Consider the following 13,451-nt stretch of genomic DNA (forward strand, 5'->3'; position numbering starts at 1 on the left):
TTTATATAACGCTTGACGAGGATTCATTGTGGTCGTCTTAGTTTCAGCTTCCGCTGACTTTTGACTTGACCTTATGCATCCATCATCTTCTGTTTAGTTTTCAAAGACCATTTTGCTTTGGCCACTCTCGCGACCGGAATCTTATCTTACCATCTCTCTCACTTTCTTGCAAGTGAAATTTTTGGTAGTTTGTCTTTCTCGTTGCCACCGCTCAGCGGCGACATTTGTTATCTTACCACTATCATTTCGTTTATGCAAGAACTTTTTTTAAGAATATCAATCTTTTTGCAGGGAATACTTTTTCAATGTCAAAATTATCATAAGTCTTCTTATAGAATACTAAATGAACGTGGGTGGACGAATGGATATATTAGCAGCACTCGCAGAAAACAAAATACGCGAGGCAGTGGAAAAAGGGGAACTAAATAACCTACCTGGTAGTGGCAAGCCTCTGCCAGTGGAAGATCTGTCCCATATACCTGAGGAGTTAAGGGTTAGCTACCGGTTACTTAAAAACGCTAACGTTTTACCTGAAGAAATGGAACTAAAGAAAGAAATCATTACTCTACAAAAACTAATTGATTGTTGCCACGAAAATAAGGATAAAAGACAGTTGGTTAAAAAACTAAATGAAAAAATTCTTAGATTTGATATCATGATGGACCAAAGAAAGACCTACTCTTCAGCTCTCACCTATTATAGAGATAAAATATATACCAAGTTTATTGGAGATTAGTCCTAGTATCGAGGAATCCGTTTTTGTTCGTTGTAAAATTCAACAACCCCAATTTCTTTCATGCGATTATTTTTTTGTAGCCATCGTTCTCTTAGCATCGGGTTGTTTTGTCCGGAGCAAGGATACTCCTTACATTGAAAACAAAAGTCTACCTCTTTTTCCTTATGACAGGTCTTGGCAATACAATCTACAGGACAAGCTGACGCATCATTCCTGCAACCAGCACAGGAGGCTTGGGAAAAGGATGTCAGAATCTCTTTAAATGACTGATAATCGGAAAAGGCTGGATTATGATCACTCATTATTTTAGCCAATCTTTCATAATTCCCTAGTAAATTTAGCAATTTAGTACTATGTTCTTTAATCTCTCCCTGTGAATATCCGGCACATCTCCGGCAATCCAATCCACAAGGGGCAATTTCTTTGACGATCTGTTGATATTCCATTTTAGTATTCCCCTCACTATTGACGATCTAATAATTCAAACTCTAAACAACCGGTCCAATCCTCTATACTGTATTGCTTCTGCTATATGGTGGGGTAATATTGCTCCGCTGTTGTCAATATCCGCAATAGTTCGTGCTACTTTCAAAATTCTATTGTAAGAACGAGCGCTAAGAGACATCCTAGTAAAGGCTTCTTTGAGCAAGTTGGTCCCCGACTGATCCAGCTTGCAAAATAGTCGTACCTCCTTGGTACCCATGGCAGCATTGCAGCTTATAAGTCGCTCCTTAAATCTTTCCCGTTGGATTGCCCTAGCCTGTTCAACCCTCACTTTAATTTGCTGGGATGATTCACCGGGTGCTGTTTCATTTAACTCAGAATAGGATATTTTAGGCACCTCTAAATGAATATCAATACGATCCAATAACGGCCCGCTAATTCGGTGTAAGTATTTTTGTACTTGAAAGGGCGTACAGGTACACTCCTTTTCCTTATCAAGCTGATATCCACAGGGACAGGGGTTAGCTGCACCAACTAACATTAAGTTAGCTGGAAAACTTACGCTGGCTGCCACTCTGGAAACATTAACACACCCATCCTCCAGTGGTTGTCTTAGCGCTTCTAAAGTATTTTTATGAAATTCCGGCAGCTCATCCATAAACAATACTCCATGATGGGCTAAACTTATTTCCCCCGGTTTAGGCACCCGCCCCCCGCCCACAATGCTTGTCGAAGATGAAGTATGGTGCGGGGCTCTAAAAGGGCGTTTCCTTACCAAGGGATTTTGAGAACTTAACTGTCCCGCTAAACTATGAATTTTTGTAACCTCAATGGCTTCCTCAAAGGTTAAATCGGGAAGAATAGAGGGTAGTCTACGAGCCAACATGGTTTTCCCGCAACCGGGACTCCCCAGCATTAAGAGGTTATGTCCTCCGGCGGCGGCCACTTCTAAGGCCCGCTTAGCTGCCAGTTGACCCTTTACATCAGCAAAATCTAAGTTCTCCCCCTCGGAACATGAAAGAAAAACGTCCTCCTCTACTATAGAAGGTTGAAGCTCCGCCTCACCCCTAAGTGCTACAGCAAGCTCTGCCAAGGTCTGAATGCCAAATATCTCCACATCCCGAACCAGAGCTGCTTCTGGCGCATTTTCCAGCGGAACAACTACTTTTTTGATTCCCAGTTCTCTAGCAGCTAAGACGAGGGGAAGTACTCCATGAACACCTCGCACCGAACCATCCAAAGATAGTTCACCGATAAATAGCAAATCAGCTACTATTTCCGGATTAATTTGTTCAGTAGCAGCCAGAATGCCTACGGCAATGGGTAAATCAAAAATTGGCCCTTCTTTTCGTAAATCAGCTGGGGCTAGATTTACAGTAATTCTTTGAATAGGAAAATCCAAACTAGAATTTTTAATGGCTGTGCGAACTCTATCCTTGGCCTCTCTAACCGCAGCGTCGGGTAGACCAATAATTTCCAGGCAAGGCAGACCATGCGACACATCTACCTCTACCCTTACTTTCTGCCCATTTAAACCCAGTAATGCTACACTATCAATAATAGCCAGCACAGAAATTCCCCCGGAGTAAATAGTTGTAATATTGCTATAATTCAACAGAAGTACTATCATACCTTTATTTCAAAATCTGTTGAATAGTAAATTCTAAAGCAAAATATCTTCTCTAGGGAGAGAAATTAGGACAAGTATTCCGGGTGAAATAAATTATTAGAGAGGCGGCTACACATTTTGGCGTTGAAATAACAGTAAATATGGCTTATTGCCCTATTATTTTAGATGCGTGAATGATTTCATTGTCTAAATCCTCGCGTCCAACCTCAATTAAGTGTTTCCTTTCATATTCCAAAACTAATAATTCGCCAGCTCCCTAAATCTCTACGTTTAGAAGCAACCTCTCTATAGTCAAGTTTTCGCCTATGAAAATCTCTCTGCTGTAATCACTATATTTCCTTAATGGTCTAACCATAATTAACCTCCAGGAAAAAGATTAAAGATATATCGACTTTTTCTATATTTTTTGACAATCCTTTTAATAATCTTCAAGGGAAGAAGGAAAATTACTCTGTTTGTCTAATTAAATTACTTGGAAATTAGCTTTAATCTTTCTGTTAAGTCAAATACTTTCATAAAATAAAACACCCTTATGGGTGCTTTTGTGTTTTATGGGGAATTCGACAATATTCGAGTAAGAGAGATGGAGGGAATATTATTGTCTATTAGTCTTGTTAAAGAAACAGCTACTAGAAAGCTCGATTTAAGAAAAGAGACCCTAAAAATATCACTGGTAAAAAAATCTTTAACCAGTGTAACAGCTAGAGTTGGAGTCGTACTAGATAAGTCTGGTTCAATGAGAAAACTTTATAAGGATGGTTCTGTACAGGACGTGTTAGAAAAGTTATTTCCAATCGCTTTAAATTTTGATGATAATGGTGAATTGGATGTTTGGTTGTTTAATGATGAATTTATTCGCATGAAAGAGCCAGTTACCCTAGATAATTTCTATAATTATATTGACGCTAAAGTTATGAGTGGTGTTATTGAAAAGTTTTGGGGACAGACAAAATATGCCCCTGTAATGCAGGATGTTTTTAATAAATACTGCATCGAGGACCCATCACCACTACCTACTTTTATAATATTTCTAACTGATGGGAACAACTCAGATAAAAATAATACTAAGAAAATTTTAAAAGAATCATCTGCCCATAATATTTTCTGGGAATTTGTTGGAATTGGAGACGAAAAATTTGAATTCTTGCAAAGATTAGATAGCCTTAGCGGGAGAACAATCGATAATGCTAATTTCTTTGATGTCAAAGACATTGCGTCCCTAAGTGACGAACATTTATATGACAAACTCCTCTATGAATACCCCCAATGGGAAGCAGAGGCCAAAAGAGTGGGTATTTTAAGATAAGTCAGGAATACGGGAAACAATACATGAACAATTCCTAGCAATATAACAGAAATTATCAAAAGACTTAGAACATCAAAGGGACGACATCTAAAATAATGTCGTCCCTTTTGTAACACACGGCAATTTAGTCCTTATTTTTTTCTTGCAGATCTAACTCAAGCGACTTCTGCAACATATTATTAGCAAGGTGCTTTTGACCTAAAGCCTCATAAGCTTTACTTATGTTATAAAAATAAAGTGATTTCGTTTTATCAAATTCGATAGCTTTTTGGAAATCAGAAAGTGCTCTCTCATAATTTCCACTTAAATAATAGACATACCCCCTACTATGATAGGCATCGGCATAATCATTTTTTAACTCTATAGATTTGTTACAATCAATTAATGCTTTATCAAGATCCTGCAATTTGGCATAGGCATAACCTCTTTTATTATAGGTAGACGCCAAATATGGAAAGGTAGGATCTATATCAATGACAGTATTTAAATCCTGAATAGCTTCTGCATATTTTTCAGCCTTAATATAAGCCGAAGCCCTGTTATTATAGGGATAGGAGAATTGGGGGGCTAAAGTACAAGCGTTTGTATAATCCGATATCGCCTTCTCATACTGACCGAGTTCATTATAGACCCAACCCCTACCATTATAGGCCTCAGAGAAGTTCGGATTTATCTCTAGTGCTTTGGTATAATCATTGATAGCTTCACGATGATTGCCAATGTTTTCAAAGGCCATGCCTCTTTGTAAATAAGCATTAGCATCATTTTGATTTAAATCTATAGCTAAAAAATAATTTATAATGTTACCATCAAATTGTCCTGGCTTCATTTTAAGCAGAGTATCAATAGTATGATTACTCATGCTTCCGTAAATATTTATCCTTGGCAACTGGTATAGGTTATCTTTTGAGGATGAAATGTCAGTATGAACTGTGACAGCCGACTTATAGCCAGCCTTTCTAACTAATTCGATAACATCATCGTTATAATCACCATAGGGGTAACAGAAATCAGTTACTTTTTTATTCAACATTTCCTCTAGCTTTTGTTTTGATCCCTCAACCTGCTTTTGTAACAATGAACTGTCCAGCTTTGATAAATATGGGTGAGTTTCAGAATGACTTCCTACTTCAACCCCCTCATTCATCAGTTTTCTCAACTGCGTCCATGTCATATGGTTGGGTGTATCCACCATATCCGTAATGATAAAAACAGTAGCGGTATAATTGTATTTCTTCAATATTGGGTAAGCCTTTTCATAAAATGAGACATAACCATCATCAAAGGTTAGCGCAACAAGCTTATCCCCTTCTTCTCGTTTAAAGTTACTGTCCAGTAGTTGTGATACCGTAACAGACTTATACCCCTCTTTATTTAAATGATCTATTAGCCGCTCAAAATCCTGTTCCGGAACATAAAGACCATGGGGTCCCTGGCCAATTTCATGCAACAAAAAGATATGTGTGTTACCATTGACGGTAGTAGAAACTTGATCCTTTGACTGAGCAGAAAGAGGTTGGATAAATAATAAGATCAAAAAAAGCATTAGTGTGGTGACTCTCAAAAAAGAAGCACTTCCTTATCAATTTACTATCTTTAATAATTTTTATATGAAGCTCCAAAATTCCTCTATTTTCTAACCTTTTTTACAAAACTTGCTATGCTAAAAAGGAATCAGAATGATACCTGAAGAAATTAAAAGAAAACAAACATTGGGGGATATATGCTAAATCATATGAAAAATATAACATTTTTTGGTATGCTGGTTGTATTGGGGTTATTTTTATTTGCCGTTCCTGCTTTAGCTAATGATATTGTTATTCCAGTGGGAGAAGAAAATAGTATAGTTAATGACCGGCCATATCTAATGGATGTTCCATCTTTCCTAATGAATGGCAGAATATATGTTTCCTCCCGTTCCTTAGGAGACTATCTACAAGCAGACGTGAAATGGCTAGATAAAGTAGACTATCAGAGTATTACCTTTACTAAAAATGACCATCATGTTGTTTTTTTACTAAATGAAAATAACTATTTAGTTAAACATAAGGAGTTTTATTCTAACTTAGAAAAAATGGACACCTGCCCATTATTAATTGGCGAGAAATCATATATTCCGGCTAAATTTCTATTAGAAAATTTAGGCTACAAGGTAACTCATAATACAGTTGACAATTCTGTCAGGGCAATATTCACGGGTGAGTTTTCCAAGGAAGGGTTCACTATTCCATTAGAAACATCAATTCAAAGCGTAAAAGCATATCCGGCTGACATTCTACTAGAATTAGTCATTGAAAATAATGGTGATTTAAATAAACAGTTAACGGATGTTGCATATATTCTAGATTCAAAATCAATTGATCCACTTCCTATCATCAACCAGATTCAAACTGATTTTATGAAGGGAGATTTAAATACTGCCTCGAAGATTGAAAATAAGGTCTCTTTACACTTGCTGTCAAATGATACTATCTTATTAAGAATATGGAGATGATAATTGTATCGACTTCTATTAAGTAGGTTGCTATTTAGGTGGAGTAAATCTGAATTATCCTTAACAATCAGTTAATATTTATGGAGGTGTTGGGACTTCCATGAATGATCATAGGCTTGGTTTATTTTGCTTGGGATTTGGTATAAGCAAATGAGAGTTATTAAGAGGCTCTATTATGATGTTAGCCATACCCCATTAAATTGACTGAACATCTTCCAATTCATGACATTAAAGAACGACATCATTAGGTGGTCATCCCTTTTGGTTATCAATAAATATCGTAAAAAATGAGGAGGTATACTATGTTTATAAATCATGTCAATAATATTGAGAAAATTACCATGAATGCTCCTGGAGTAAACGGAGCCACTAAACAAACTTTAATCGGTCCGGCTCAAGGTTGGGAGGGCTGGGTGATGCGCCAGTTTTCTTTGGCCGGTGGTGGACATACGCCACGTCACTCACATCCCTGGCCTCATATTAATTATGTACTAAGTGGAAAGGGTGTCTTATTCTTAGGGGGGCAAGAACATACATTAGAGCCTGGTTCTGTTGCTTATGTTCCTGGTGACGTAGAGCATCAGTTTATGAACAAAGAAGAACAAGAACTTTCGTTTATTTGCATTGTGCCTGAGGAAGGCGATAAATAAAAGAGGTCGAATAAAGGTATTTATTACTGAACTAATAAAAACAGAGTTAATTATTACACTGTAAAAGGTGTGCTGATAACACGGAATCACTGGATAAGTTAGAAGAACGAGGTATTGAAAAAATACTTACGAAGGTACTTTAACTAGGAGTTATTCGTGTTTTAGACATAGAAAATGCTTCCTTATATAGACAGTTTTTTTATTTCATCAGTCCTTCCCTAAGGGGTGGAGCTTTTGTTTTAGTACGTTAAGTTTAGAATTGACCTTCTCGGACAATATCAGTCCACTTATTTAATCGATACTGGTTGGTCACTTCCTTAGTATTCAACTCTAAACCTCCTTTGAAGTTTTTCGAGTTCACTCGAAAAACTCTACAAACTCTAATTTAGAGAATTGTCCCACTGAATTAGGGAAATTTCCATACACTGACTTATTGGACGTTTACTTTATGTTTTATAGGGGATTGTAGTAGCAAGCATTATCATGGGTGTGGTTAAGAAGGTAGCAAGAAAATAAGCATGACAAAATTTCTAACATTATTACAGAAATTATCAACAGACTCGTGACATTTAAGGGACGACATCATAGATTGTCGTCTCTTTTTGTATATAAAAAAGACCTGTGAGGATTTTAAGCCCCACAGGTCTTAAGAATATGCAATTACTCCTCATCGTTAGTTTTACCATTATGACCTGCCCCCAGGTTTTGTACCACAGGGAATGTTAGTCACGAAACTTGTTCACAGGTTTTTGTAGCCAGATATGTAGCATATTCTACTGGTGTTTTGTTGCTCAGTCCGCTATGTGGACGAACTGTATTGTATTCATGACGCCACTCTTCAATAATTCGACGAGCCTCACTTACACCTCTGAACCAGTGTTCATTAAGGCATTCATCTCGGAGTTTTCCATTAAAGCTTTCTACATGGCTATTTTGCATTGGTTTACCGGGGTCTATAAACAATTGGATAACTCTATGTTCATAGGCCCATTGATTCAAGGTTAGTCCTGCAAATTCAGGTCCGTTATCAGAGAGGATTTCTTTGGGATAACCTCTGTAAATAGCAATTCTATCTAATACTCTTGTCACACGCTGTCCTGTTATTGAAGTATCCACTTCGCAGGCCAGACACTCTCGAGTTGCTTCATCAATCACTACAAAAACTCTAAATCGCTGCCCAGTTGCCGTCGAATCACTAACAAAATCCATAGACCACCTTACATTCGGTTGAGGCGTAACTGTGTGGGGGCGGCCCCTTCCAGAGAGAACACGTTTTCTTTTGCGGCGACGAACAGCGAGGCCAGCAAGCCGGTATAGCCTATATACTTTCTTGTGGTTAACTTTCTGTCCTTCACGCTGAAGTAAGGCATGAATTCGTCTATATCCAAAGCGACGCCACTTAAAGGCAAGTTCAGATATTCTCGTTTTCAAGGCCTCGTTCTCTTCTGATGCAGAAGGAACATATCTATGACTGGAGCGTCCGATACCAACAAGCCTGCACGCTCTACGTTCACTCATACCAAAAGTATCTTGGAGTTCTTTAACAAGCTTTCGCTTGCGAGCAGGCTTTACTTGTTTTTTTCAATAACCCACTTTAGAGCCTGGTTGTCGAGGGTTAGTTCACCTACGAGTAGCTTAAGCCTGCGGTTTTCTTCCTCTAGCTGCTTGAGTTTCTTCGCATCACTTGCGTCCATTCCGCCATATTTAGATTTCCAGCGATAAAAGGTTTGTTCGCTAATGCCATGTTGCCGAAGAATGTCAGCGACCGGCATCCCATTCTCATGGGAGTTAAGTATTCCAATAATCTGCTCCTCGGTGAAACGTTTTCTCATAACTGTCCCCTCCTGACTTAGTTATACTACATCAGGACTAACATTTCCTTTGGATCAGTTTTCGGGGAGCAGGTCAATTATAGTAAACTATATAATCCTTTATTAAAACTTTATCTCCATTTCTCGCGATTATAGTTACCCCATTACCAATTCCCTTTTCTTTTTGGGCAGCCTCTACATCTGTATCTGTAACAAGTTTTACAGTAATACTAAATCTATTATTTTCAGGTTTGATTGGTCGCATATTATTTAATGGACTTTGTACACTTATATACTCCGTATTCTCACATGTTCCACTAACTACAAAGGAGGCTTGGTCGGTTACATTTGGAATATCCTGGTCTAATGTTATTACCGGTTTTTTGTACTCGGTTTCTTCTTTTGTATTGGTTCCATAAGCCTCCCAATAATCCTCAGACTCACGCTCTTCTATTGAATAATAACCTGCTCCTCCTTGAGAATCCTTGGTCTGTGGTTTATCCTTTTTTGTAGTATCTTTCTTATCTCTTATGTCTTCTTCTTTAACATCTACAGCATTTTGCTTATCTTTTGTGGTTTCTTGCTTAACATCTGCAGCATCGTCCTTTTCTTTTACAGGAATGTAGGTAATCAGGACTGTTTGGGATAGGCTATCCCACTTTACATCACACCCAAACTGCTCCATTACGATTCTTATGGGCAGGTATAATCTCCCATTTTTACTTTGGGAGATAGATTCATTATCTATTTTCATTCCGTTTTTTAAAATATATGATTTACCATTGGGAATCTCTATATAAATTCCATTCTTTTCCGCAATTGCAACTTCTATTTGGTTTAACCAATCCACCTTTGCACCAAATTTTTCAAGAGTGGCCTTAAAAGGTACTTGAATGCAGTTGTTCTCGTCTAAGAAAGGATATCCTGTTATTTCACTAAAATCTACATTTTCTCCATTAATTGAAACTTGTATTTTATCCTGCACCTCTGCCGCCGAAACCGCCGGAATCAGGCCTATTAAAATTACAGCAAAAATAAACACCAGACTTTTTCTAACCACTCCATCATCCTCCTTAATAAAATTCTAATTAGTAAATTTATACAATATACTAGTTCTTCATTAGTATCTATATTCCTTTTATTATTTCTAGTTGATTTATATTTTGATTTATGTAAATTACTACTTGTTCTGCAGTAAAACAATTCACTTTTTAGAGGCACGTCAAGAATATGGTTAAGTAATGATGAAAAGACAATGCGCGATTGGGGTTCATACTAAAATCGATGACCAGGGTAATCCCCGGGCAACAGTAACATTCAAGTTCATCTTTGCCAGGGATGTTATGAAAACCGACAAGCGTGTGGATAACAACCTTGGCCAACTAGTATTTGCCGAGGTGATTTACTAGTTTAGAAAGTGACCTTCTCCCCAAAAACTAGTCCACCAAAAATGTTAGTTTTATGGCAAAATAAGTTAAAGGGGAGAAGAAGATGAAGAAATCAAAATTTACCGAAGAACAAATTGCTTTTGCTTTGAAACAAGCCGAACTGGGTACACCCGTAGCAGAAGTAATTCGAAAAATGGGGATCACTTCAGAGGGGCCTGGCTCTTGCCTCTTTTATTACCTTTGGAGCACACCGCAGCATCAATCATCACCATCTTTTCTCATATCTGTTGGTCGATACATAAACGCCAATTACTGATTTTATCAACTATTCTGTTTCCCTCAAACGCTCAACAATGGATTGTCTGGAAACAGTGCGGTACACCATCAGCGGCACGGCAATACCGAGTACGGTAAAAATCGGCGCGATAGATAGGATAGGTAAAACCGTAAACCGATACGTAAAGAACCAGAATATGCTGGCCAGTACATTGGATAGCAACGGACCAGCCGCGATGCTAAGCAAAAGTGATACAGTCACTGCCCCCAGAGCGTAATACAACCCCTCCCAAGTCAGCATGGTTTTCAACTGGTTACCTGTCATTCCGATGGACTGGAGCATCGCAAACTCACGGCGGCGTGTCAGAATGCCCGTCAAAATCGCGTTGAGAAAATTGAGCACGCCTACAAGCCCGACGATAAAGCTCAGCACGCCTCCCAGTATCAAGAACATATTGCGGAAAGAGTCGAACTCCGCAGCATAAGTTGATTTGCTCTCATAGTCGAACTGCAGCATCTGTTCATTCGTCAAATCAGATAGGAAAGTTTCCATATCGGCAGTACCCTCGTCACTGACATCGCAAGCATAATACATGATGTTGCTGGTGCCGCTGTCCTGAATAAATGTCTGGTCATTCATGACAAACTCATCAGCTCCGTAATAACGATAGCTGAGGGAATGCGGCACCGTAATCAAGGCTGCCACTTCATAGTCAATATCCCGATAAGTTTTTGCCCTGTACCGGAAAGGCCGATCATCCAGCATATTCCCGGGATCAAGAATTTTGCCTGTCTCCGGATCATAGTACTCGTACTCTTCCACATAGCGGAGCGTGACGGTATCACCAATCTTCGCCCAGTTAGAATCCATCTGGGGATTGCCGTAGTCATCATCGGAATAGACCGCCGCGACATAGCGTCCACCCGATTCATGGAGTTTCGATAAATCGCCCTCCAGCACCTGGAGCTTGCCCAGGGCGTAGCGTTCCATACCGAAAAGCTGTACCTGGTCGGCCAACAATCCCGCCTCATTTTTTTGGGCAACGGCAACTGAATTGTCCAAGGTTTCCTGATCATTCCACGCCCCATACATGGCGCGGTAATAGTCCTCGGTGACAAATTCCTCCACCGGACTGCTTTTGCCGTATACACGCCCTCCGGCTTCAATACCAGGATTAGCCTCTAATTCAGTAATGATTTCCTCGGGCAAGGCTCGTTCCGCAGACCACATATTTCCTACCTGAAAGTAGCCCGCATCCGCTACTATAAAATCCGCAGCCATTTTGGATAAATATTTATCCATATCAAAGCCATTTATAAAGGTGACTGTCATATTGAGCAGCAGCACAGCCAGGGACAGCGACGCTACTGTTATTGCCGTCTTGCTGCGATTGCGCCCTAGGTTCGCCCATGCCATTCTGGGCAGCGACGCGCCTGACTGCGCCTTGCGTATCGTTTTCTTATTCGCCATTTCCTCAGTGTAGAGCACAGCCTCCACCGGGGATACTCTTGCCGCCATCCGGCCCGGCCTGCGGCAGGAAATTACCACCGTAACTAAAGCAAAAAGCGCGGAACCAATGAAAATCAGCGGACTTGCCGATACCGTGTCCTGTACGACGCCGTTGAGTCGGGATAAAACCACCGGAGTCAGCCGAGTCCCCACGCCATAGCCAACCAGCAATCCAAGGGGGATTCCAATCAAGGACAGCAAAAGTGCCTGCTGCCTGATGATGCGCTTAATCTGCCTACCGGTGGTACCGATGGTTTTCAGTAGACCATAGAAACGGATATCATTTGAAACGGAGATTTGAAATACGTTATAGATAATCAAATAGCCCGTGAAGATAATAATCAGCAGAAGACCCGCGATTGCGACAACGGTAATGGGATCTATATTATCGGCAAGCTGAGAGCCGGTGTACCCCCAGTTCACACCCGTCGGGATATAATTGTCCCCCGCCGAGCTGTTTTCCGTCTGATAGCCGTGATTTGCAAGAATTTTGCTCAAGTCCTGTTTTATGTGCAATGAGCTGCCCAGCATGACGTCCAGATTCCATGATCCTGTCATGCCGTCATTGCCGATACCGCTTCCTATTCCGACCTGATCATAGATGGCTTGCGCGCGGCTGTGGGGAATAAGGACATGGTTGGCAACAATCGCCTCGTCATATTCCCACCAGCCGCTCAGGACAAAGGTTTCTGTTACCTCCGTGCCATCCACGTCAAAGGTCATGGTAAACTCATTTCCCAATACCGGCTCAACACCCAGCAGTTCCAGAACCCGCGTGTCGGTAGCGGCTTCTTTGCTGTCCTCAGTAGGCAGCCGGCCTTCTACCGGATCGCAGTACATCCAATGCGCCTGGTTTATGTCGCTGTATCCAATTTCCACATGGGATTTGAGGAAAGGCGCGTTTTCCGGCATACCCACAAAACGGCGCAACCCATACTGTTCAATGAGCGGATCGTTTTTTATTTCCTCGAACTGCTTCAAAGTCAGATATTTGAATCCGCCGTGGCTCCAGCCTCCGACTTGCCGGAAGTTGGCCTGCTGAAAGGAATCGTTGATAGACAGCGCCACTGTGAACAGGGACGTAAACAGTACGGCGGTCAGGGCAATGGCAAGAATAGCAATCAGATTTCTTGATCTTGCCGCTCTCATGCTTTTCACACTCAGACCGCGAATACATTTTCTGTTTGCTACATTCATGCTCCGCAC

Annotated in this window: 11 protein-coding genes and 1 pseudogene; 6 read left to right on the forward strand and 6 right to left on the reverse strand. The window is 40.2% G+C overall.

Annotated elements, in window-relative coordinates; all coding sequences use genetic code 11:
- The first annotated feature begins 361 nt into the window (after window positions 1-361).
- A complete protein-coding gene (locus BUA78_RS16445) occupies window positions 362-736 on the forward strand; it encodes a DnaJ family domain-containing protein (protein ID WP_072916734.1) in 375 nt (124 codons plus the stop codon).
- A gap of 2 nt (window positions 737-738) precedes the next feature.
- On the opposite strand, the gene BUA78_RS16450 is transcribed toward BUA78_RS16445, so the two are convergent.
- Window positions 739-1,182, reverse strand: coding sequence for a DUF3795 domain-containing protein (locus BUA78_RS16450; protein ID WP_072916737.1), 444 nt, complete (start codon window positions 1,180-1,182; stop codon window positions 739-741).
- Window positions 1,183-1,217: 35 nt separating this feature from the next.
- Complete coding sequence (locus BUA78_RS16455; protein ID WP_072916739.1) at window positions 1,218-2,750, reverse strand: YifB family Mg chelatase-like AAA ATPase; 1,533 nt, start codon at window positions 2,748-2,750, stop codon at window positions 1,218-1,220.
- 658 nt (window positions 2,751-3,408) lie between these two features.
- On the opposite strand from BUA78_RS16455, the gene BUA78_RS16460 reads away from it, so the two are divergent.
- Window positions 3,409-4,116 carry a vWA domain-containing protein gene (locus BUA78_RS16460; protein ID WP_207650513.1) on the forward strand — a complete coding sequence of 236 codons (708 nt, stop codon included), beginning with the start codon at window positions 3,409-3,411 and terminating at the stop codon, window positions 4,114-4,116.
- 124 nt (window positions 4,117-4,240) lie between these two features.
- On the opposite strand, the gene BUA78_RS16465 is transcribed toward BUA78_RS16460, so the two are convergent.
- The gene (locus BUA78_RS16465; protein WP_072916741.1) at window positions 4,241-5,680 is read right to left on the reverse strand and encodes a polysaccharide deacetylase family protein; all 1,440 of its coding nucleotides are present in this window, start codon (window positions 5,678-5,680) and stop codon (window positions 4,241-4,243) included.
- Window positions 5,681-5,839: 159 nt separating this feature from the next.
- Between BUA78_RS16465 and BUA78_RS16470 the strand changes: the two genes are divergently transcribed.
- Window positions 5,840-6,610, forward strand: a complete 771-nt coding sequence (locus BUA78_RS16470) for a stalk domain-containing protein (RefSeq protein ID WP_072916744.1) — start codon at window positions 5,840-5,842, stop codon at window positions 6,608-6,610.
- Window positions 6,611-6,912: 302 nt separating this feature from the next.
- Window positions 6,913-7,260: a cupin domain-containing protein gene (locus tag BUA78_RS16475; protein WP_072916746.1), complete on the forward strand. Its 348-nt coding sequence runs from the start codon at window positions 6,913-6,915 to the stop codon at window positions 7,258-7,260.
- Window positions 7,261-7,986: 726 nt separating this feature from the next.
- Here BUA78_RS16475 and BUA78_RS16480 read toward each other — a convergent pair.
- Window positions 7,987-9,092, reverse strand: a protein-coding gene (locus tag BUA78_RS16480) for an IS3 family transposase (protein WP_139257433.1) whose coding sequence is annotated in 2 segments (ribosomal slippage) — window positions 7,987-8,843 and window positions 8,843-9,092 — 1,107 coding nt in all. Because the reading frame shifts where the segments join, the coding sequence is not laid out codon by codon here.
- A 73-nt stretch (window positions 9,093-9,165) separates the two neighbouring features.
- Entirely contained in the window at window positions 9,166-10,131 is a 966-nt protein-coding gene (locus tag BUA78_RS16490) for a copper amine oxidase N-terminal domain-containing protein (protein ID WP_072916754.1), read from the reverse strand.
- A gap of 181 nt (window positions 10,132-10,312) precedes the next feature.
- Between BUA78_RS16490 and BUA78_RS20310 the strand changes: the two genes are divergently transcribed.
- Together BUA78_RS20310 and BUA78_RS16495 are read left to right on the forward strand one after the other, a co-directional pair.
- Complete coding sequence (locus BUA78_RS20310; protein ID WP_175549054.1) at window positions 10,313-10,480, forward strand: hypothetical protein; 168 nt, start codon at window positions 10,313-10,315, stop codon at window positions 10,478-10,480.
- A gap of 82 nt (window positions 10,481-10,562) precedes the next feature.
- Window positions 10,563-10,664: pseudogene (locus tag BUA78_RS16495) on the forward strand (transposase); the annotation flags it as partial.
- 120 nt (window positions 10,665-10,784) lie between these two features.
- Here the strand turns inward: BUA78_RS16495 and BUA78_RS16500 are convergent.
- Window positions 10,785-13,442, reverse strand: coding sequence for an ABC transporter permease (locus BUA78_RS16500; RefSeq protein WP_072916757.1), 2,658 nt, complete (start codon window positions 13,440-13,442; stop codon window positions 10,785-10,787).
- Between the last annotated feature and the right edge of the window lie 9 nt (window positions 13,443-13,451).

Origin of the sequence: Desulforamulus aeronauticus DSM 10349 (assembly GCF_900142375.1) — a bacterium.
In the GTDB taxonomy this organism is placed as follows: domain Bacteria; phylum Bacillota; class Desulfotomaculia; order Desulfotomaculales; family Desulfotomaculaceae; genus Desulfotomaculum; species Desulfotomaculum aeronauticum.

What these genes read in the sequence shown, in the direction of transcription:
- BUA78_RS16445 (WP_072916734.1), top strand. Translation starts at nt 362, where the DNA reads ATGGATATATTAGCAGCACTCGCAGAAAACAAAATACGCGAGGCAGTG.
- BUA78_RS16450 (WP_072916737.1), bottom strand. Translation starts at nt 1,182, where the DNA reads ATGGAATATCAACAGATCGTCAAAGAAATTGCCCCTTGTGGATTGGAT.
- BUA78_RS16470 (WP_072916744.1), top strand. Translation starts at nt 5,840, where the DNA reads ATGCTAAATCATATGAAAAATATAACATTTTTTGGTATGCTGGTTGTA.
- BUA78_RS16475 (WP_072916746.1), top strand. Translation starts at nt 6,913, where the DNA reads ATGTTTATAAATCATGTCAATAATATTGAGAAAATTACCATGAATGCT.
- BUA78_RS20310 (WP_175549054.1), top strand. Translation starts at nt 10,313, where the DNA reads ATGATGAAAAGACAATGCGCGATTGGGGTTCATACTAAAATCGATGAC.
- BUA78_RS16500 (WP_072916757.1), bottom strand. Translation starts at nt 13,442, where the DNA reads ATGAATGTAGCAAACAGAAAATGTATTCGCGGTCTGAGTGTGAAAAGC.